13 protein-coding genes are annotated in these 18,725 nt (G+C 39.6%); 6 read left to right on the top strand and 7 right to left on the bottom strand.

Annotated features, from left to right (window positions below; translation table 11 throughout):
* The first annotated feature begins 4 nt into the window (after positions 1-4).
* On the top strand, positions 5-406 hold the full coding sequence (locus QZ562_RS02900) for a phasin family protein (protein ID WP_293756689.1): 402 nt from the start codon (positions 5-7) through the stop codon (positions 404-406).
* A gap of 966 nt (positions 407-1,372) precedes the next feature.
* Positions 1,373-2,308 (top strand): D-2-hydroxyacid dehydrogenase, encoded by a 936-nt coding sequence (locus QZ562_RS02895; RefSeq protein WP_293756687.1) that lies wholly within the window; start codon positions 1,373-1,375, stop codon positions 2,306-2,308.
* Positions 2,309-2,695: 387 nt separating this feature from the next.
* On the opposite strand, the gene QZ562_RS02890 is transcribed toward QZ562_RS02895, so the two are convergent.
* Positions 2,696-3,490, bottom strand: a complete 795-nt coding sequence (locus QZ562_RS02890; RefSeq protein ID WP_293756685.1) for a hypothetical protein — start codon at positions 3,488-3,490, stop codon at positions 2,696-2,698.
* A 168-nt stretch (positions 3,491-3,658) separates the two neighbouring features.
* Here QZ562_RS02890 and QZ562_RS02885 point away from each other — a divergent pair, with 168 nt between their 5' ends.
* Both QZ562_RS02885 and QZ562_RS02880 read left to right on the top strand, forming a co-directional pair.
* Positions 3,659-4,945 (top strand): glycoside hydrolase family 2 TIM barrel-domain containing protein, encoded by a 1,287-nt coding sequence (locus QZ562_RS02885; protein WP_293756683.1) that lies wholly within the window; start codon positions 3,659-3,661, stop codon positions 4,943-4,945.
* A 70-nt stretch (positions 4,946-5,015) separates the two neighbouring features.
* Positions 5,016-5,387, top strand: coding sequence for a DUF2750 domain-containing protein (locus tag QZ562_RS02880; protein WP_293756680.1), 372 nt, complete (start codon positions 5,016-5,018; stop codon positions 5,385-5,387).
* Between the two features lie 73 nt (positions 5,388-5,460).
* Here the strand turns inward: QZ562_RS02880 and QZ562_RS02875 are convergent, their stop codons facing one another.
* Positions 5,461-7,779: a S9 family peptidase gene (locus QZ562_RS02875; protein WP_293756678.1), complete on the bottom strand. Its 2,319-nt coding sequence runs from the start codon at positions 7,777-7,779 to the stop codon at positions 5,461-5,463.
* A 416-nt stretch (positions 7,780-8,195) separates the two neighbouring features.
* Positions 8,196-8,843 (bottom strand): UPF0149 family protein, encoded by a 648-nt coding sequence (locus QZ562_RS02870; RefSeq protein WP_293756676.1) that lies wholly within the window; start codon positions 8,841-8,843, stop codon positions 8,196-8,198.
* Between the two features lie 160 nt (positions 8,844-9,003).
* Here QZ562_RS02870 and QZ562_RS02865 point away from each other — a divergent pair, with 160 nt between their 5' ends.
* Positions 9,004-11,226 carry a TonB-dependent receptor gene (locus QZ562_RS02865; RefSeq protein WP_293756674.1) on the top strand — a complete coding sequence of 741 codons (2,223 nt, stop codon included), beginning with the start codon at positions 9,004-9,006 and terminating at the stop codon, positions 11,224-11,226.
* On the opposite strand, the gene QZ562_RS02860 is transcribed toward QZ562_RS02865, so the two are convergent.
* The 3 genes from QZ562_RS02860 to QZ562_RS02850 form a co-directional block, all read right to left on the bottom strand.
* A complete protein-coding gene (locus QZ562_RS02860; protein ID WP_293756671.1) occupies positions 11,216-12,364 on the bottom strand; it encodes a PatB family C-S lyase in 1,149 nt (382 codons plus the stop codon). The genes QZ562_RS02865 and QZ562_RS02860 overlap by 11 nt on opposite strands.
* A 47-nt stretch (positions 12,365-12,411) precedes the next feature.
* Positions 12,412-12,801 carry a response regulator gene (locus QZ562_RS02855; RefSeq protein WP_293756669.1) on the bottom strand — a complete coding sequence of 130 codons (390 nt, stop codon included), beginning with the start codon at positions 12,799-12,801 and terminating at the stop codon, positions 12,412-12,414.
* A 494-nt stretch (positions 12,802-13,295) separates the two neighbouring features.
* Positions 13,296-13,916, bottom strand: a complete 621-nt coding sequence (locus tag QZ562_RS02850; protein ID WP_293756666.1) for an FKBP-type peptidyl-prolyl cis-trans isomerase — start codon at positions 13,914-13,916, stop codon at positions 13,296-13,298.
* A 194-nt stretch (positions 13,917-14,110) separates the two neighbouring features.
* Between QZ562_RS02850 and ppc the strand changes: the two genes are divergently transcribed.
* Complete coding sequence (ppc, locus tag QZ562_RS02845) at positions 14,111-16,732, top strand: phosphoenolpyruvate carboxylase (RefSeq protein ID WP_293756663.1); 2,622 nt, start codon at positions 14,111-14,113, stop codon at positions 16,730-16,732.
* Positions 16,733-16,999: 267 nt separating this feature from the next.
* Here the strand turns inward: ppc and QZ562_RS02840 are convergent, their stop codons facing one another.
* On the bottom strand, positions 17,000-18,505 hold the full coding sequence (locus QZ562_RS02840; RefSeq protein WP_293756661.1) for a Na+/H+ antiporter NhaC family protein: 1,506 nt from the start codon (positions 18,503-18,505) through the stop codon (positions 17,000-17,002).
* Positions 18,506-18,725: the final 220 nt, after the last annotated feature.

The following is an 18,725-nucleotide window of genomic DNA, read 5'->3' as shown; positions in this document are numbered from 1 at the left end:
TATTATGAACAACATCGAAATGATAAAAGATAAAGCCTCACAAGTTGAAGTCATGACCCGTAAAGTTTTTTTAGCTGGCGTTGGCGCTTACGGTAAAAGTTTTGAAAATACCAAAAACCGTTTTGAATCTTTAACAACTGAATCAAACACGATGTTTACTGACCTAGTCGCTAGAGGCGAAAAACTAGAGACTGAAGGTAAAAGTAAGCTAGCTGAAGTTCAAACTAAAATATCTGCTAAAGCTGACCTAGAGAAACGTGTCGAAACACTTCGCTCTAAGCTGGGTTTGAAGAAAACTGATGCTGACCACAAAATCGAAGCCTTAAAAGCTAAAATCGATTTGTTGACTGCTGCCGTTGCTAAACTGACGCCTAAGCCAACAGTTAAAGTCAGTGCTACTAAATAATTATTACACCTTCTAAAGGGTAAAATAATAGAAAAAAAGGCGCCTATGAGCGCTTTTTTTTATGAAATAATATTCGCAAATCAAAGGTCCCAATCTCATTGAAGCTTTCACCATGTTGCTTTTTTATGAGACACAAAACTATCCGTTCCGCACTTTTTCTTCTCTAATTCATTGGTATAAAAATGAAGCGTCTAACAGCGTTAGCCTTTCTAGGAATAATATTTATTTGTGACCATAATGGGACGATGACAAGCGGCGCAACTTACTATCTCAAAAAGTGCATCTCAAAAAGTGTATCTCCTCTTTGATTAGCATAGTCGTCGCGTTTTTCGAATGCCACCATTTAGCTATAGGTTGCAGACTGGTCTTGTGTGCTACGTTGAATTAAAAACTGTGACCTGATGCTTAGCATTATCAGTAGCCGCTTTTATAAGACCCACCCCGCTAGTCTACTGACACCCGTGACAGATTACTGCATATGGATAGCGCGGTCACAAAGACTCATAAATAACCACTAAGTAGACCTACATGAATACCTTAAGAAGTTAAAAATACAACTTAATTGAATAATTCCAAGCTAGCATAAGGTCTTAATTTAACTTAATGAAATTTGGAAAATCAGATTATTATGGGTTTTTGTTATCTACTTTTAGCACACCTTTGCATAAAAATTTCCCCTTAATCCGACATTTTGATGCGATGTGAGTATATAGATGCATATGCTAATGCATCTGTATACTCAAAGTTAAAGCTAATATGTAGTACATTGTTTTGAGATGGCGACCTTACAACAACAAATATCAAAGTTAGGGCAGCAATATTGTCTGCACTCATGTAGTGTCACTATGGATAACAAATTTGTTATAACTAAATGAAAATCGGATTTAATTTCATTCAAATAAACAAATATAATTTCTTACGATGACACATTGGTAATTTAATTTTTACATGGTACCTATTTAACCTATGCACAATATAGCCATTTTGAGTCGTGACTCCGCGCTTTACCAAACACTCATACAACAGGCACACTTGCCACATCTACGACTAATATTGGTAGATAATAAAATTGCGGGAACCTTTGATTATTCGCAAGTACACATATTGTTCGGTGACCCCGATTTGACGGCTCAAATTATTAGCCAATGCACACAATTAAAATGGTTACAATCGACCTGGGCTGGCAACACTGCACTTTTTGCCTTGGATAAAACTGATTACCAACTTTGTGGAGTCAAAGGTGTGTTTCAGCAAGCCATGCAAGAATATGTATTTGCTTACCTTTTATACTTTTCACGTAATTTGACTGGATTCAACCAAGCGCAGAAAAACAAAAAATGGGCTGCTCCGACTTATCAATCATTGGCTGGTAAAACACTAGGAATAATGGGTGTAGGCGATATAGGACAGGCTGTTGCCAAAATGGCTAAACACTTTTCAATGAAGACACGAGGTTATACCAGAACAAGTAACGACTGCGAGTTTATCGATCAATATTACACTTGTCATGACGAACAAAGCTTTGCCACAAAACTAGATTACCTGGTGTGTCTATTACCTCAAAGTAGAGCCACTACTGGGCTAATCGACCACAATTTCTTGTCTTATTTGCCTGAACACTGTGTATTGATCAATGCGGGCAGAGGCACAACAATAATTGATTCTGATTTAATCGCTACACTAAAAAATAAAACACTGAAAGCGGCGGTTTTAGATGTATTTGAGCAAGAACCGTTACCTGAACATCATCCATTTTGGGAATTAGATAATCTTTACGTTACTCAACACACTGCGGCAGAATCATTGCCTGAAGATATTTTCCCCCTATTTAGTGACAATTATTACAGGTTTATCAAAGGGGAGAGACTTCGTAACGTTTTAGATTTTGCCAAGGGATATTGACAGAGCTACTTTGAAGGCAAAAATGACTATGACGGCGGATTTAATATGCGGATAGTGTTAGTGAAAATCTTTATGAAATGTAACACACCAAAGATTAACTCAATACGACCTACAATAACGTTATAGTGAAAAAAACCTAGTGCGGAGTTCATATAAACGCAACCAAGAAAACGCCTCTATTTTCTCAAGGTGGCTTTGTGAGCTCATCAACTTGCCGCGTTCTGAAGTTCATACAATTTACTATTTCATCAGATATTACCTAATATAAACTCAATGATGCCGTCTTAAGAAGGTTAGGCAAGGTTGATAAGGTGCATGTGTAAAACTAAAAATGCGGACAAAACTTTGCTGTGTTTATGCCACGTGACTGGACTAGTTTCAACTCAACTAATCCAACAATGTAGCAGAAAAATCGCTCATTTCAGATGGCAACATTGGATTAGCTAGAGTGTGTATCTTTCTAATGCGTAAATTGAGTCGCTGAGTAACATCAGCATGATAATGATTAAACAGCATTTCGTGTTCGCCATTAGCCATTATCAATTTGAGCCCAATTTCAATTCGTTCTGCTAAAACAGATTTGTTGGGATTGACATAAAATACTAATGGAAATGGGTAATAAAGCATTAGTGATGGTTCAATGCTTATGCCACCTAAAGACTCAACCTGCTGCTGAAAAATTTGCTCAACTTCGTTCACACCCAAGGCTACATAATCAAAAGTAGCGTTTTTTAATAACAAAAATAAGTTATCTAAGGTTCCCCGTTCAATAACTTTATATTGGTTATGCCTAAAGAGCGCAGCATCTGCCCACGTTTCAGGTATGCCGATAGATAACGCTTGAAGCTGCTGTGGCGTGTTAATCTGAGCAAACTTTTTTAGGGACTCGTCTCTGACCAAAAGTAATCGGTAACCCAATAGCCCTTTAGTAAGTGGTTGAGGAATGACCAGTTTTTGTTGGTCTTTAAATTTTACATTTCCAGCTACGGTTACCAAAATGTCTGCACCGTTTACAAATACATGGGCTTCATCTTCGGCATTAGAGTAATCAGTGTTATCAACTCGTATCTGCATTGAACCATATTGATGATCTGTCGCTTTTAAACATGCTTGAAGCAAAGCTGTTTCGTAATTCTGCCTTGCTGAAGACTTATTACCATTCCAAAAAACTATATTTTGCATCCGCTTAATCCTAATAATGGCCCTATTGGCCGATTTATACCTTGTTTATGTACGCAAAGCTTAAGACGAAGAATACAATTTTGTTGTTTGTAGATACAATATGAAACTAGTGTTTTTATGATCTCACGTTTACTCCACTCATTATAGTTAACTCTAAGCAGCTTACTCATGCCTTTTACAAATTCAATTCAAACCCCGTCAGTAGTTAAAGTAGTCAAACAGAACAATCAATATTCTCTTACCATCAATGGCCAACCTTATGAAGTAAGAGGAGTCGGCTTGGGCTATACAAACGATGAAGATATCGTGGCCTTAAAAGAGGCGGGAGGTAATACTTTTAGAACTTGGGAGTTAACTCATATCGAGCAAGAATTAGCCATGGCAAAAAAGCTGGGGCTGATGATTGCAGTAGGAATACCAACAGGTAAAGAATTATTAGGTTTTGATTACAACGACAAAGAAGCAGTAGCCGAGCAGTTTAAACGTGTTACCAATGTCATCGAAAAGTATAAACATCATCCTAACGTACTACTTTGGGTAATTAACAATGAACCTAATTTATTATTTGACGAAAAAGAAAAGTTAAAAGAGGTCAACCCCAAGGTGTATGCCGCTATGGGTGACATCATCGACTACATTCATAAGAGTGACCCCAACCATCCTGCCACTTTTAGTCTTGCAGGAGCTAACCCTAAAGATATTGCGCAGGTTCTAAAATATGCACCCAATATCGATATTTTATCTGTGCAAAGTTATGGAGGGTTAGTCACATTACCTGACAGCATTACCCAAAGTAATGTAGACAAACCTTACATGGTGACCGAATTTGGACCTTTAGGGCATTGGGAATTGCCCACTACCGAGTGGGGTCGGGAAATTGAAGAACCCAGTGCAGTCAAAGCTTCAGGCATGGCAAAACGCATGCAAGAAATTATTCTTGATGATAAAACAGGCAAAATCATTGGTTCATTTGCATTTTTCTGGGGTCAGAAACAAGAACGTACACCGACTTGGTACGGTATGTTTAATGAGTCTGGTGAGCAAACAGCAAATATTGATGAACTCACCCGGATATGGACAGGGCAATATCCGATTAATCGTGCTCCTCTATCAGAAGCTATCTCTATCAACAATACACAAGCAATTGAAAATATTCGATTAAAGTCTGGTCAAACTGCTACGGTCAAAGTTCAAGTCACTGACCTCGAAGGCGATCTATTGACTCATGAATGGGTCTTGATGAGAGAGGTGGAGACACGCAGTCAAGGGGGTCACTTTGAAGCAAAACCAGCAGTATTGGGATTGAAAGTAATCAAATCTGACTTTCGACCCGAATATGTTGAAATGACGTTTAATGCACCAAGAGAAGTGGGTGAATATCGCTTATTCAATTACGCTCATGGTGGAAATAACAAAGTAGGTAATGCAAATATTCCATTTATGGTTGAGAATTAGAATAAACGATAAACTAAAACAACCTCTTGCTTTAGTTTTTTCTTTCACGCTATACATATTTGGATCATTTATGTCAGACACCCTAGACAACATTGCACAATTTACACCAGAACAACGTCTCAACTATTTAGTAAAAGAGTGCATCTTAAATAAACAAGTATGGATATTAACCGACCAAGACGGCTGCGTGATGCTCAACACCGAAGATGAAGATTGCACACCTGTTTGGCCAAGTGAAACATTTGCCCAAGCTTGGGCAACAGGTGATTGGTCTGCATGCGAAGCCAAAGCAATTGATTTAAAAACGTGGCATGACCGCTGGACAAGAGGGTTAGAGGACGACGACGTAGCAGTGGCTGTTTTCCCTAGCGAAAATGAAGAAGGACTAGTGATTTCAGCTCAAGAATTTGATTTTGAATTAAAGACTAAAGCTAAAAAATAAGTCGCTATTTACCAAATGATCACCAGTAAGTTGCCCTCCTATAAGTCTAGAAGTGGCAACTTAATCGGTGCTTTTAGAGATTGTTCATAAAGTATGCTGATCTCATTGTACTCAAATGTAGCGAAGTGCCTTCGCCCTCAACGATCCCATGACGCCTATTTGGGTAAGCCATCAGGCTAAATTGCTTATTGTGTTTAATTAGTTCGTTGATTAATCGCTCACTGCCCTGATAGTGCACATTATCATCACCTGTGCCATGAACTAGCAATAACTTACCTTCTAGTTTAGCTGCATGAGTAATGGCTGAAAATTCCACATAGTTGTCAGCATTATCTTCTAATAGGCCTGAATAACGTTCCTGATAAATGGAATCGTATAGACGTTTATCTGGCACAGGTGCTTGAGATACCCCTACTTTGAACAACTTGGGGTAACGAAACATTAAGCTAAGTGTTAAAGAACCTCCACCGGAATGGCCCCAAACACCTACTCGGTTACAATCTATATATTCCCAACGCGCGCACATTGCGTTGATTGCATCTGACTGATCTTGTGTTTCTAAACTACCATCGCTTGCGTAAATAGAACGCCGCCAGTCATGCCCTCTAGGGGCCGCAGTCCCACGATTATCGACGGAGGAAACAATAAAACCACGTTGCGACATCATTATATGCCACATACTCCGGTTACCCTGCCAAACATCGCGCACAGTTTGCCCTGCTGGCTCTCCGTAAACATAATGTATCAATGGATATTTTTTACTCTTGTCTAGTGTTGCAGGACGCAACATGTAACCATCTAAACGCAATTCATCTTGGGCTTTTACGCTGTAAAACTCTAGTTCACCAATGTTTAATTCAGTCAGTTTTGTAGCTAGAACAGCGTTGTCTTCGAGCACGTCATGTATCTTGTGATCTGGTAGCGAAATCAGACTATAGACTGGCGCTGTCAAGAAAGACGAGTAGGTGTGTATCGCCCAGGTCGAATCAGAAGATATTTGATAACCATTAGTACCGTTAAATTTGCTTGGGGTAACTTGCTCCATGTCACCGCTACCGTCTAAGCGTGAACGCTGCAGGTAGCGTTGGGACACATTTTCTGGTGAGGCAATAAAATACAGCCAGCCATTTTTTTCATCAACAGAAACGAGTTGAGTGACATCGAACTTACCTGGTGTAAGATTTTTGTAAGTCCTGCCGTCTCTTGACACCCGGAAGACATGCTTCCAACCGTCTCTTTCACTTTGCCAAATAAAGTCGTTGGAGTTTTCAAGCCATTTAGGCTCGATCATCAATTCAATAAAAGTGTCTTCTTTTTCTGATAAAAGTACCTGTATTTTCCCAGTACGTGCATCTGCATAAAATAAAGTATTGGTATCTTGCTTACGATTAAACTGCTGAACTAATAATTGATCACTGCTGTTAGCCCAGTCCATGCGTGGCACATACATATCTTTAGCGTCACCAGGCAGTGTTATCCACTGGGTGTTGCTGTTTCCAAGGGTGACAACACCAATGCGTGCTGCGGCATTTTCTTCACCTACTTTCGGATAAGGGATTGCCGTTATTACAGGATATAGGGTGTCAGTATTATTAATAATCAAAAAGTCTTTGGCAGCACGAGTATCTAGTTGCCAATAAGCAATACGTTGACTATCAGGGCTCCAACGAAATCCGTCACGGATAGAAAACTCTTCTTCATAAGCCCAATCAAATAAACCATTAATAACAGAACTTGAGGCATCAGTGGTTAGAGCTCGCACTTCTCGGGAATCAAGATCTTGCACATAAATATTATTTTTCCATACATAGGCAAACTTCAAACCATCAGGTGAAAATTTGCCAAACATCATTTCTGCTGACGCAGATTTTACATCACCTAGCTGCCATAAATCATCAGTATCAAGGTCACGTATCCAATAGTCACCACGGTCTTTTTTACGCCAAACATATTTAGCATTTGTGTAAATCAATATCTTCGATTTATCGTTAGACCATTGATAATCATCTATGGCTAACGCTTTGTCAGAACCTGTAGGAATAAGTTGTTTCAGGGGCAGTAGAACTGTACGTTTTGATGTAGCAGGATCATATTGAATAATTTCCTCATATACCCTGATGTCGTCGCCGTATTGATCTTTTTCAAGCTTGGCATCTTCATAACCTGGCGCAGTTTCTAAGGCACTATAGCTAGCACCTTCATCTAACCAGCGGACTACACCTGGCTTTTTTGCATTATAAGCCCAGTCGCCATATATCATTTTATCAGTCAACTGAGTGTCCATTTTTGCTGCCTCTGTGGTGTTTAATTTATTGTTACCTACACACGCAGATAAAGTGAAAAATATGACGACAAGCGTTATAACCCACTTGTACCAAGTAGAACTATTCATATGTGTATCTCTATATATTTTTTATTTTGTCAATTAAATTAACCTTACTTCATATCCGCCTTACACAACATTGTAAATATGAATATATCAAAAATAGAAGCCAATTAGGAGATAGAAGCCAATTACAAGTTACAGGCAATATGAGTTAAAAAATGACAGATTAAAAAGTGTTTATCGAAACAAGAATAAAAAGTAATCCTCCACCGACTTCAGCAATCACGAGAAGTGAATGGATTGTTAGAATCTGTAGATAATAAAACCTGAAGAGGATCAATTTTTAGATGCCTTCACTACGTATAACAGCGTTTATTTTTTCAACCTAGTCGTCGCGTCTTTGACCTGCTTTTATTCGCCCTTGTGAGGCATTCGTCTTAGTGTGTAGTTAAAATCTTTAGCTTTTAGCTGCTATTGGTTGTTTATTTTTGCTCGAAAGTCTCGAACTGATTAGGTAAAAAATCGACTAACCTGCCAGACAATCCTACATAGGTTTTCAGGGTCTGAGGAAAAGACAAAAATATTTTTGGCAATATATTAAATAACTGATCGTTCCCCCTGTCATCAGCCTGCTTAATTGCTAACGGAATATCTGCAAAGGTAGTGAACATATACAGACAATGGCTTAGGTCTTTTTGAAGTTGCTGCACCTGCGTGCATTCAGTCACTTGCATTTTATTCCAAGCATGTTGCCAGACTGATTCGAGCTGACTGTGACCAAACAGCATACCTTGACACCACATTGCAACTGAACTTTGTTTTTGGCCATCCTGATTAAATGTGATCCCCATCGGCAGTTTTATCTTTTCTTCACTCATATTTTTTAACTGTACTTGCAATATTTTCATCAAAATATCTGTGAGATTATCAGCTTGTTCAGTGCTAGTCAGTCGATTACTGGTCTTAATCGACCAAGCTAACCACTTTTCAGGCATAGGTATTTCAGGTGCTGCTGCAACTGCGAAAACGATACCTTGAATATAGGCATAGGGATGTAATACGTTTAATAATTCTTCGGACTCACATAATGTGTGAAGTGATGCGTGAGCGGGTGATTCAAATTTTTGCATAACCTAAGATGACTAACCTTTGCCTTGTTGTAACTAAGAAATATCTATCTCTTTAAGATACTGTAGGTTAACAGCTGAGACGATTTTTTCAAAAAGTGATTGCACTGACGCGTAAATGTTATAGTATAACATTACCTTATCAGTTATTTTTTAGTGCCTTATGCCTTTTAATCTATCAAAAATCACCTTAATAATATTAGCCGTTATTGCTAGTCGTCCCGCTTTGTCTGAAGACAAACCCACTCAAAAAGATGAAAGTGATATTGAGAAACTGATTATCACGGCCTCTCCACTTGGTCGTTCTGTTTTACAGTCTTCCACACCGGTTTCTATTTTAAGCGGTGAAGAATTAGAAAAAAATCAAAGTGCTACATTAGGGGAAACCCTTAAATCAGTACCAGGAGTGAATAGTACTTACTTTGGACCTGTAGCAAGCAGTCCAATTATTCGTGGTTTAGATGGACCAAGAGTGAAAGTATTACAAAACGGAATGGATAGCTCCGATGCATCACGCGTGGGTCCTGACCATATTGCTACCACAGAAGCTTCTACGGCAACTCAAATAGAAGTACTACGTGGCCCATCAACTTTACTGTACGGCAGTGGGGCAATTGGTGGTGTAGTAAATGTGGTGGATAATCGCTTACCTAAAACGCGTCAAGAAGGACTAAATGGAAGAGTCAGCGCTTTACATGACACAGTGTCAAATGAACGCACGGTATCCACAGACATCAATGGCGGACAAGACAAATTCGCATGGCACTTAGATGCTTTTAGCCGAAAATCAGATGATTATGATATTCCTGATTTCACCCTTGAAGACGGTGACATAGTAGATACCTTAGAAAATTCAGATATAGATTCTCAAGGCTTTACTTTAGGCGCAGGTTGGATTGGTGATGATGTTACCTTATCACTAGCTTACGGCAGATTAGAAACAGATTATGGTATACCAGGCCATGCTCATGATGAGCATGAGGAAGAAGGCCATGACGACGAAGAAGGACATGACGAAGAAGGACATGACGAAGAGATGGAAGAAGAGGAAGCCGTCTTTGCACGTATGAAACAAGATCGCTTTCAATCGGTTGTCGATTGGAAAAATCTATCTGGTTGGTTCACAGAAGCACATTGGCATAACGCATATACGGAGTATCAACATAGTGAAATTGAAGGAGGCGAAGTAGGTACCACTTTTAAAAATGACTCTCTTGAATCGCGCTTATGGGCAAAACATGCCGCCGTAGGTGGTTGGCAAGGTGTAGTGGGTTTACATTACAAAAACTCTGACTTTTCTGCTGTTGGTGAAGAAGCTTTCACTCCCTCAACTGAAAGCATCAGTAACGCCTTATTTGTGCTCGAAGAAAAAACAATTGGCAACTTTTTATGGCAGTTAGGTGCTAGGCTCGAACATGTTTCTCACAAACCTGACAATGCTTTTTTCACTAATAGCGAGGTCAATGCTGATTTTGACGAGGTGAGTTATACAGCAAATAGCCTTTCAGCAGGCTTTGTATATCAAGTGGATGAAGACCAATCTTTCGCAGTTAATTATGCACACTCTGAACGCGCGCCTTCATCAGCTGAAATTTTTTCAAATGGTATTCATATAAGCACATCGACCTTCGAAGTAGGTGCAGGTTTTGATCTGGTAATAGATGACAGTGATCCTAATGATTTGGAATTTACTCTTTTACAGTCTAATCAGGAGACCAAGAAGGAAGTATCTAATAATTTGGATTTGACCTATCGGGTGCAAACTGAACATTTACATGCCAACTTTAGTGTTTTTTATAACCAAATTGATAACTACTTATTCCAGCAAAATACTGGATTAGAGTTTCATGAGAACGAAGAAGAACACGCAGGCGAAGAACTAGAAGCCGAAGGGCATGATGACGAAGAACATGAAGAGGAAGGTTTGCCTGTATATGTATTTAATCAGCAAGACGCCAAGCTTTATGGCTTTGAAGCAGAGGTTGATTGGCATCTAAATGATAACCTACGCGTTAGTGCCTTTACCGACTTTACTCGAGCAAAATTGACTAACAGTGATGTTGAAAATACTAATTTACCTAGAATACCCTCAATGCGTTTTGGAACAGAGTTTCATTGGGAACAGGGTAATTGGCATGCAGAACTCGGCGCTACATATTATTCAAAGCAGGATAAGATTGCTGACTTTGAGACACAAACCGATGGTTATACATTAGTTTCTGCCGCTTTTAATTATTACTTAAGCCTAGATGACACCGACATGAAGTTTTATCTGAAAGCTAATAACTTAACCAACGAATTAGCAAGAGTGCACAGCTCATTTCTAAAAGATGATGCACCCTTACCTGCTCGCTCGTTTGTACTAGGTGCTAAAGTTAGTTTTTAAGATTAAGGCATCCTGCTTTAATTAATTCAATGGCGCGCTCTAATTCAGAGCGCGGGCAACCGAAGTTGATACGCACGCAACTTTTGTCGCCAAAATCTGCACCAGGAGATGGACCAACACCTAAATCCTCAAAGTGTTTTTGAGGATTTTCAACTCCTAAGCCACTAGCATCAATCCAAGCTAAAAATGTTGCTTGAGGAGTCAGCAATTTCAGCCCGCTAATTTTAGCGATTTCGGCAACCAAAAAATCTCTATTACCTCGTAGATATTGTAAAAATGCCTGATGCCAATCATCACACTGCGTAAAAGCAGCTTGCGTGGCAGCTAAGCCTAAAACAGTTACCCATGGCACCATGCCTTTAGCTGCAACGTTAAACTTGTGTCTAACAACAGAATCTTCAATAATCGCAAAAGACGTACCTAAGCCTGCCACATTAAAGGTTTTACTTGCAGCCATAAGCGTGATGGCTTGTCCCTTAAAACCTGCTAATTTTCCTGCCGGAATATGTTTGGCATTTTCATCTAGAATAATGTCGCAATGAATTTCATCTGAACACAGCATCACATTGTTATTAATGCAAATATCAGCGATACGTTGTAATTCTTGTGAAGTGAGTACAGTCCCAACTGGGTTCATTGGATTACACATTATGAACAGCTTACACGCAGGATCGGTTGCTTGTTTTTCAAAGTCATCAAAGTCAATAATCAAACGACCGTCAACTTCTACTGTGCCTATGTCAACTTTAACTAAGTCATTTAGTTTTGGGGCAGCGATAAGTGGTGGATAATTAGGTGTTTGGATCAACACCTTATCACCAGGCTGACAAACTGCCTTACAGGCCACATTAAATGCAGGCACTACACCAGGTGTCCACACGATCCAGTCTGCTGAAATATTCCAATCATATTGGCGCGCTAACCAATCTACAACGGCTTGATTCGCTGTTACATGGTCATTGGGCAGGGTATACCCCATCAAACCATGCTCTGTTCGTTCTTTAAGAGCGTCTAAAATAGGTTCGGCACATCTAAATTCTGTATCTGCAATCCACATAGGCAAGATGTCGCGGCCTTTGTATCTTTCCCATTTGAGTGCATAACTGGATGTTCTGTCGATAATTTTGTCAAAATTCATAAATAGTATCGCTTAAATTAAAAGGCTAGAGAAAATGAGAAACGTCTTTATTCGCCATCTGCATCGAGGATAAGTCGCTCAACTTTATTGATCAGGTCATGAGTGTGCAAAGGTTTAACACTAAAGTCAGTTGCGCCTAAGCGCATAGCATCAACAACCAACTGTTTGGTTGCGCTGGCGGTTAACATCAAAAATGGACAATGTGATTTAGACTTTCGAAGTGCGGCGAGTATTTCTAAACCAGTGACTTCCGGCATTAACCAATCACATATCACTAATGAAATATTGTTCATACTGTCACTTTTCACATAATCTAAGGCTTGTTTGCTATCAGAAAAAACATAAATTTCACCTGATATTACCTCTTCAAGAATGAGCTGGACCATTTCAAGAATATTAATATCATCATCAATTACCACAATGTTACAGTTATACATTGATTCTCCCTCGGTCATATGACTTCAATTTTTAGAAATATCGGTAACTTATTAAAGAATACAATACTCAATAGAATACCGATGCAAAATTATTTCCGGTAGCCGTATTTTTCTTTTTAACAATCTGATGTTACTGATGCTTGTTCGACGCATGTTTTAATACTTGTCTATTGATTCTTGCGCTTTAGTTATTTACTTAAAGCATTCGTGACTAAGATGCCTGACATGGCAATTTACCTTCGTGGTAGGTATTTTCTGTTTGTTCATCAGTCGCATCGATATCTAACAACAATCATCATTTGGTTGAATACTATTTATACCCCACCCAATCATAGCGAAACGGCTCATTCCAACAGATAGTCTGTTGGTTGATGTTTAGATCATTAAGCAAAAATAGTGCTAGAAACACCCGGATTTTTTTTCAAATAATCAATAATCTAAATAAAAGCGACAAAAAAGGCCGGAAACCGGCCTTAGCATTTACAAATTAATAACTAAGAAATGATATCGAGTAATTCAACATCAAATACTAGTGTGCTGTGGGGGCCAATCGCGCCTCCTGCACCCTGTTCACCGTAGGCTAGCTCGGCTGGAACATGCAATTTCAACTTAGTACCTGTTTTCATAAACTGAAGTGCTTCAGTCCAACCTTTGATCACGCCACTTACTGGAAATTCAGCAGGCTGACCACGGTCATAAGAACTATCAAATACACTTCCATCTAATAAGGTGCCATGATAGTGCACACGTACAGTTGAATTCAAAGTTGGCACTTCGCCTTCGCCTTGACTAACGACTTCATATTGAAGGCCACTTTCAGTCACTGTAATTTCTTCACGTTCAGCATTTTGTGCTAAATACTCTTCGCCTTGAGTAATGACTTCTGCAAATTCGACTGATTTAGCTGCTTGCATGATTTCATGTATCTCATTGAATGCAGCACGCAAAGTATCGTTATCAACCTGAGCAGGTTGATTATTAAACGCATCGGCAAGACCTTCTTGCACTGCTGCGATATCTAAACCCTCGAAAGGGTTAGCGCGCAGCTGTTCGCCCATCTGTAGACCAATACCGTAACTTGCTTGTGTTTCTATGCTGGTAAATTTTTCTGACACTTTGGCTCCTGACATGCCGTTCACTTTCTTTTTCTAAAAAAGCTTTTGACACTATTGCTGTAAAAGCACGCAAGTATATAGATAAATCACTTCAATAAACACATTTAGGAATGATTAATAGCCCTATTTACTTAGACAAATAGTTTACATCTAAGTATCTTATATTCAGTATTTTATCAATTATGGAGACGTATATGTCACAGGTTTTGGATTCTCAGTTAATAGGAACAGTACGTAATTTAGGGACTGTATTAGGTGACACCATACGTGATCAGCTAGGTGAGCAGTGGTTAGAGAGAATTGAAGCTGTTAGGAAGGACGGTCGAAAAGCCCATCAAGGTGATGAAGAATGTGCCAAACGTGTTAAGCAACTATTTACTGAATTGAAAAATGATGAGCTACTTACAGTAGGTAGAGCTTTTTCCCAATTTTTAAATTTAGCCAATATTGCCGAGCAAGAATTCAATAGTAATAATGATCAAGTTGACCCTATCGACACTTTGTTTAGTCATTTAGATCAAGCAGGTATCAAGGCTGATACGTTTGAAAAAGCCTTGGAACACTTAAATATTGAATTGGTATTGACTGCTCACCCAACAGAAGTGACTCGTCGAACATTGATCCACAAACACAGCGAGCTTGCCGAATGTCTTAGTAAAGTGCATGTATCAGACATTAATGAAGTAGAGCGAGACAAGGTTGAAACCCGCATTGCTGAACTAATTAGTCAAGCTTGGCACACCGAAGAAATACGAACTATTAGGCCGACTCCTGTTGACGAAGCGCGGTGGGGATTTTCAGTCATTGAGAACTCACTATGGGAAGCCGTACCCGACTTTATTCGTGAATTAGATAAACGTTTTGTCGACAAATTTGGTTTAGCCATTCCCTTAGATGTATCACCTGTAAAATTTGGTTCATGGATGGGTGGCGATAGAGATGGTAATCCTTTCGTTACGTCAAAAGTGACGGAACAAGTCTTACTTTTAGCACGCAAACGTGCTGCCAAGCTTTTTGCCAAAGACATTGATATTTTGCAAACAGAGTTATCAATGAGCGATTGCGATGAAACTCTCAGGGCTCAGGTAGGCGATGAACTAGAACCTTATCGTGCAGTTTTAAGACCGCTTTTAGACAAATTAATCAAAACACAAGTAGGCATAATCGACAAGCTAAAAGGTTTACCTGTCGATATGACTGACTGGGTTGACAACAAAGAACAATTACTGGCTCCTTTAATGGCTTGTTATCACTCATTACAGACATGTGGTATGTCTGTAATAGCTCAAGGGCATCTACAAAACACTATCCGCAGGGTTCATTGTTTTGGCGTACATTTACTGAAATTGGACGTTCGCCAAGACTCAGAAAGGCACGCAAATGTATTTTCTGAACTGACACGTCACTTAGGCTTAGGTGATTACGGACAGTGGAGTGAAGATGATAAACAGGCTTTTTTACTAAGAGAGTTAGGTTCAAAACGACCATTATTCCCGCCAGCATGGCAACCTAGTGAAGATGTACAGGAAGTGCTAGACACCTGTAAAGTCATTGCCCAAAACGGTAAAGACGGCTTTGGTATTTATATCATCTCTATGGCTAGTTTGCCTTCAGACGTTTTGAGTGTAAATTTATTACTCAAAGAACTAGGCGTAACATGGCCGATGCCTGTGGCCCCTTTGTTTGAGACATTAGACGACTTAAATGCTGCTGCTAGTGTGACCAAAAAACTATTTTCTATTGGTTGGTATCGAGGATATATTCAGGGCCATCAATATGTGATGATTGGCTACTCAGACTCGGCTAAAGATGCTGGTGCAATGGCTGCTGGTTGGGCCCAGTATGAGTCACAAGAAGCCCTAGTCGCCCTAGCCGCAGAAAACGATATCGGGCTTACACTATTTCATGGACGAGGCGGTACTATTGGGCGTGGTGGTTTACCCGCACACGCAGCGATACTTTCACAACCACCAGGCTCATTAACTGGCGGTTTTAGAGTCACCGAACAAGGAGAAACCATTCGTTATAAATTCGGTATGCCTATTTTAGCGCAGCGCAGCTTAGCTATGTACGCTAGTGCGATATTAGAAGCACTAATTTTACCACCGCCAGCTCCCAAAAAAGAATGGCGCGAAGCGATGATAAAAATGGCTGCAGATGGACGCGATAATTACCGTCAAATTGTTAGACATGATGAGAACTTTGTACCTTACTTTCGTGTGGCCACACCAGAACAAGAATTAGGTAAATTGCCACTTGGCAGTCGTCCTGCTAAACGTAAACCCACAGGCGGCATTGAGAGTTTACGTGCTATCCCTTGGATATTTGCGTGGGCTCAAACTCGCATGGTATTGCCCTCTTGGCTAGGAGTGATGAAGGCTGTACAAAGTTCTTTAGATGCTGGTAAAAAAGATACTATTCAAGACATGTTAACTAACTGGCCATTTTTTTATTCGCGCCTGTCCATGTTAGACATGGTTTTTGCTAAGGCCGACCCAAAAATCAGTCAAGAATACGATCAAAGTCTAGTACCTGAGGAACTCAGACATTTTGGCGATGCATTACGAACCGAGTTACAACAAAGTATTGAGTTATTACTTAAATTGCTTGACCAAAAAACCGTAATGGAAAGCGACCCGAAAGGTTCAATATCCATGAATATTCGTGCCAGTTACCTTCAACCCTTGCACTATCTACAAATCGAACTCCTTAAAAGGATAAGACTATTAGATGATAAAGAACACGACGCAACTTTAGAACGCGCCATGATGGTGACAATAGCAGGAATAGCAGTAGGTATGAGGAACACAGGTTAATATCTATTGGACTGGTTACATCAGATTTAAGATGGGACTTTTTGGAATAAAACTTTAGCTGACTAAACAACTCGACATGGAAGTCGACTTTAAATGAAGCACATAAATTTTGTGTGCTCCAACATGCTGATTCATCTCTTATGCCAACATAACATGATTGGCCATAACCATTTAAATGCCAATGTTAACGTAACATCAGATATGACACTCCACAGCCCTATGATTTTGCACGATATGAATACAGTTAGATTAACGATTTCATATACCTTACGAATTTTTCAATTTTAATGTCCTTGTTTTGGCACAAAGGTAAAAAATTGCAATTTGCACTAATAGTGCAAAAAATATCCAGTATGTATTAGGGTGAAAACCTGCAAAAATGAAGCAACATAGGGCAATACCACCATTGATTGACGCATAAGGTAACTGAGTCCTAAAGTGTTCAAACTGATGACACCCTGAACCAGTAGAGGATAGTATTGTAGTTTCTGAAATGGGTGAACAGTGATCACCAAACAGCCCTCCAGATAGGACGGCACCAATACTGACAACTAGAGAAGCTTCTACGGCGAAGGCTGTAGGGATCATTAAAGGAAACATAATGGCAAAAGTACCCCACGACGAGCCTGTGCTAAAAGAAATAATACCAGACAACATAAATGCCACAGCTGGCAATAACCAATAGGGAAGGCCTTCTTGGGCTCGCTCAGCAATATAAGTCGCTGTTCCTAGTTCATTACCTAGTCCACTGAATGTCCAAGCTAAAATAAGCACTATTGCTACCTGCATCATGTTGCCCATGCCTTGGACATATATGCTAATTCCTTCAGTTACTGTTCTAACCCCGTAGTATGCCATCATTAACATTAAAGTGACTGCGGCAAAGAAATAAGCACTGGTTAAGGCCGCACGGAAAGTCGATCCTGCAACTTCTTCAAAGGGGAAACCCAACGGAAGTAGAGTTGCACACAATACAGTAGCCATGATCAGCAAAGGAATAAACACAAATGAAGACCGAGCTTTGCTATGGGTAAAAGCCTGCTCATTGTTAGTATTACTTTCAATTATGGTTTGCTCTATAGCAAGGTTTGCAGCTTTTTCTGCCTTGGCCATGGGACCAAAATCCAGACCCGCATAAATAAGCACTGGCACAATGAAGATGGCCAGAATTGCATAAAATTGAAAGGGTATGGCGTGAATAAAACTATGCCAAGCTGATATATTTTGCTCTAATCCATCAAACTCTTTTTGTATTAGGCTGATGATATAAATACCCCAACCGATAAAGGGTAATAAAATAGCAACGGGTGAAGCAGTCGAGTCCACAATAAACGCCAGTTTTTGTCGTGAAATCTTAAGCTTGTCAAATAAGGGGCGAAATACAGGACCAACAATAAGAGGTGTGCCCAAGTCAGAGTAAAAAACAAAAATACCCCCACACCACGCGGCTAATTGTGCATGTCCTCTGCTACTTATATGGCGCACTATAGTTAGCGCAAAAGCTGGACCACCTCCAGATTTTTCCATCAGAGCCACAAACCCCCCAATAAAAACTAACAGCACAATGACTCCTGCATTATAACTGTCACTTAAGGTGTCCACTAAATGTTCTTTAACCAGTGTTGTCATGACATCCAAGGGATTGAACCCTACCAGCATGACCACGGCGCTGACTACACCTGCAAACAACCCAATCACCACATTGCGAGAACTGATTGACAGGCATAAGGTAATAAATATGGGAATTATAGATGTGATATCAGGATTGGACATGATGGTTTGTCTCTTTGGATATTTAAGTACTAAGCAATAATCATATATTGAACATCACCTATAAATTATCATTACAAAATATGGAAATTACAGAACAGCTTTTTATAGTTCATAGTTCATAGTTCAAATTATCAGAGCAGCCCACACACCCCGCAGCTACCTCGTATTTACTGGTGAAGATCTGGAACTAGTAGGTAAAACTTAAACTAGTTTGGTTTGT

This window comes from uncultured Paraglaciecola sp., from assembly GCF_913058035.1.
Lineage (GTDB): Bacteria > Pseudomonadota > Gammaproteobacteria > Enterobacterales > Alteromonadaceae > Paraglaciecola.
The sequence above is the reverse complement of the archived record's forward strand: the minus strand, read 5'-3'. Positions and strand labels throughout refer to the sequence as shown.

Excerpts from the sequence above, each read along its gene's own strand:
- QZ562_RS02885 (WP_293756683.1), top strand. The coding sequence starts at position 3,659 with ATGCCTTTTACAAATTCAATTCAAACCCCGTCAGTAGTTAAAGTAGTC.
- QZ562_RS02865 (WP_293756674.1), top strand. The coding sequence starts at position 9,004 with ATGCCTTTTAATCTATCAAAAATCACCTTAATAATATTAGCCGTTATT.
- QZ562_RS02900 (WP_293756689.1), top strand. The coding sequence starts at position 5 with ATGAACAACATCGAAATGATAAAAGATAAAGCCTCACAAGTTGAAGTC.
- QZ562_RS02860 (WP_293756671.1), bottom strand. The coding sequence starts at position 12,364 with ATGAATTTTGACAAAATTATCGACAGAACATCCAGTTATGCACTCAAA.
- QZ562_RS02895 (WP_293756687.1), top strand. The coding sequence starts at position 1,373 with ATGCACAATATAGCCATTTTGAGTCGTGACTCCGCGCTTTACCAAACA.
- ppc (WP_293756663.1), top strand. The coding sequence starts at position 14,111 with ATGTCACAGGTTTTGGATTCTCAGTTAATAGGAACAGTACGTAATTTA.
- QZ562_RS02875 (WP_293756678.1), bottom strand. The coding sequence starts at position 7,779 with ATGAATAGTTCTACTTGGTACAAGTGGGTTATAACGCTTGTCGTCATA.
- QZ562_RS02880 (WP_293756680.1), top strand. The coding sequence starts at position 5,016 with ATGTCAGACACCCTAGACAACATTGCACAATTTACACCAGAACAACGT.
- QZ562_RS02870 (WP_293756676.1), bottom strand. The coding sequence starts at position 8,843 with ATGCAAAAATTTGAATCACCCGCTCACGCATCACTTCACACATTATGT.
- QZ562_RS02840 (WP_293756661.1), bottom strand. The coding sequence starts at position 18,505 with ATGTCCAATCCTGATATCACATCTATAATTCCCATATTTATTACCTTA.
- QZ562_RS02855 (WP_293756669.1), bottom strand. The coding sequence starts at position 12,801 with ATGTATAACTGTAACATTGTGGTAATTGATGATGATATTAATATTCTT.
- QZ562_RS02890 (WP_293756685.1), bottom strand. The coding sequence starts at position 3,490 with ATGCAAAATATAGTTTTTTGGAATGGTAATAAGTCTTCAGCAAGGCAG.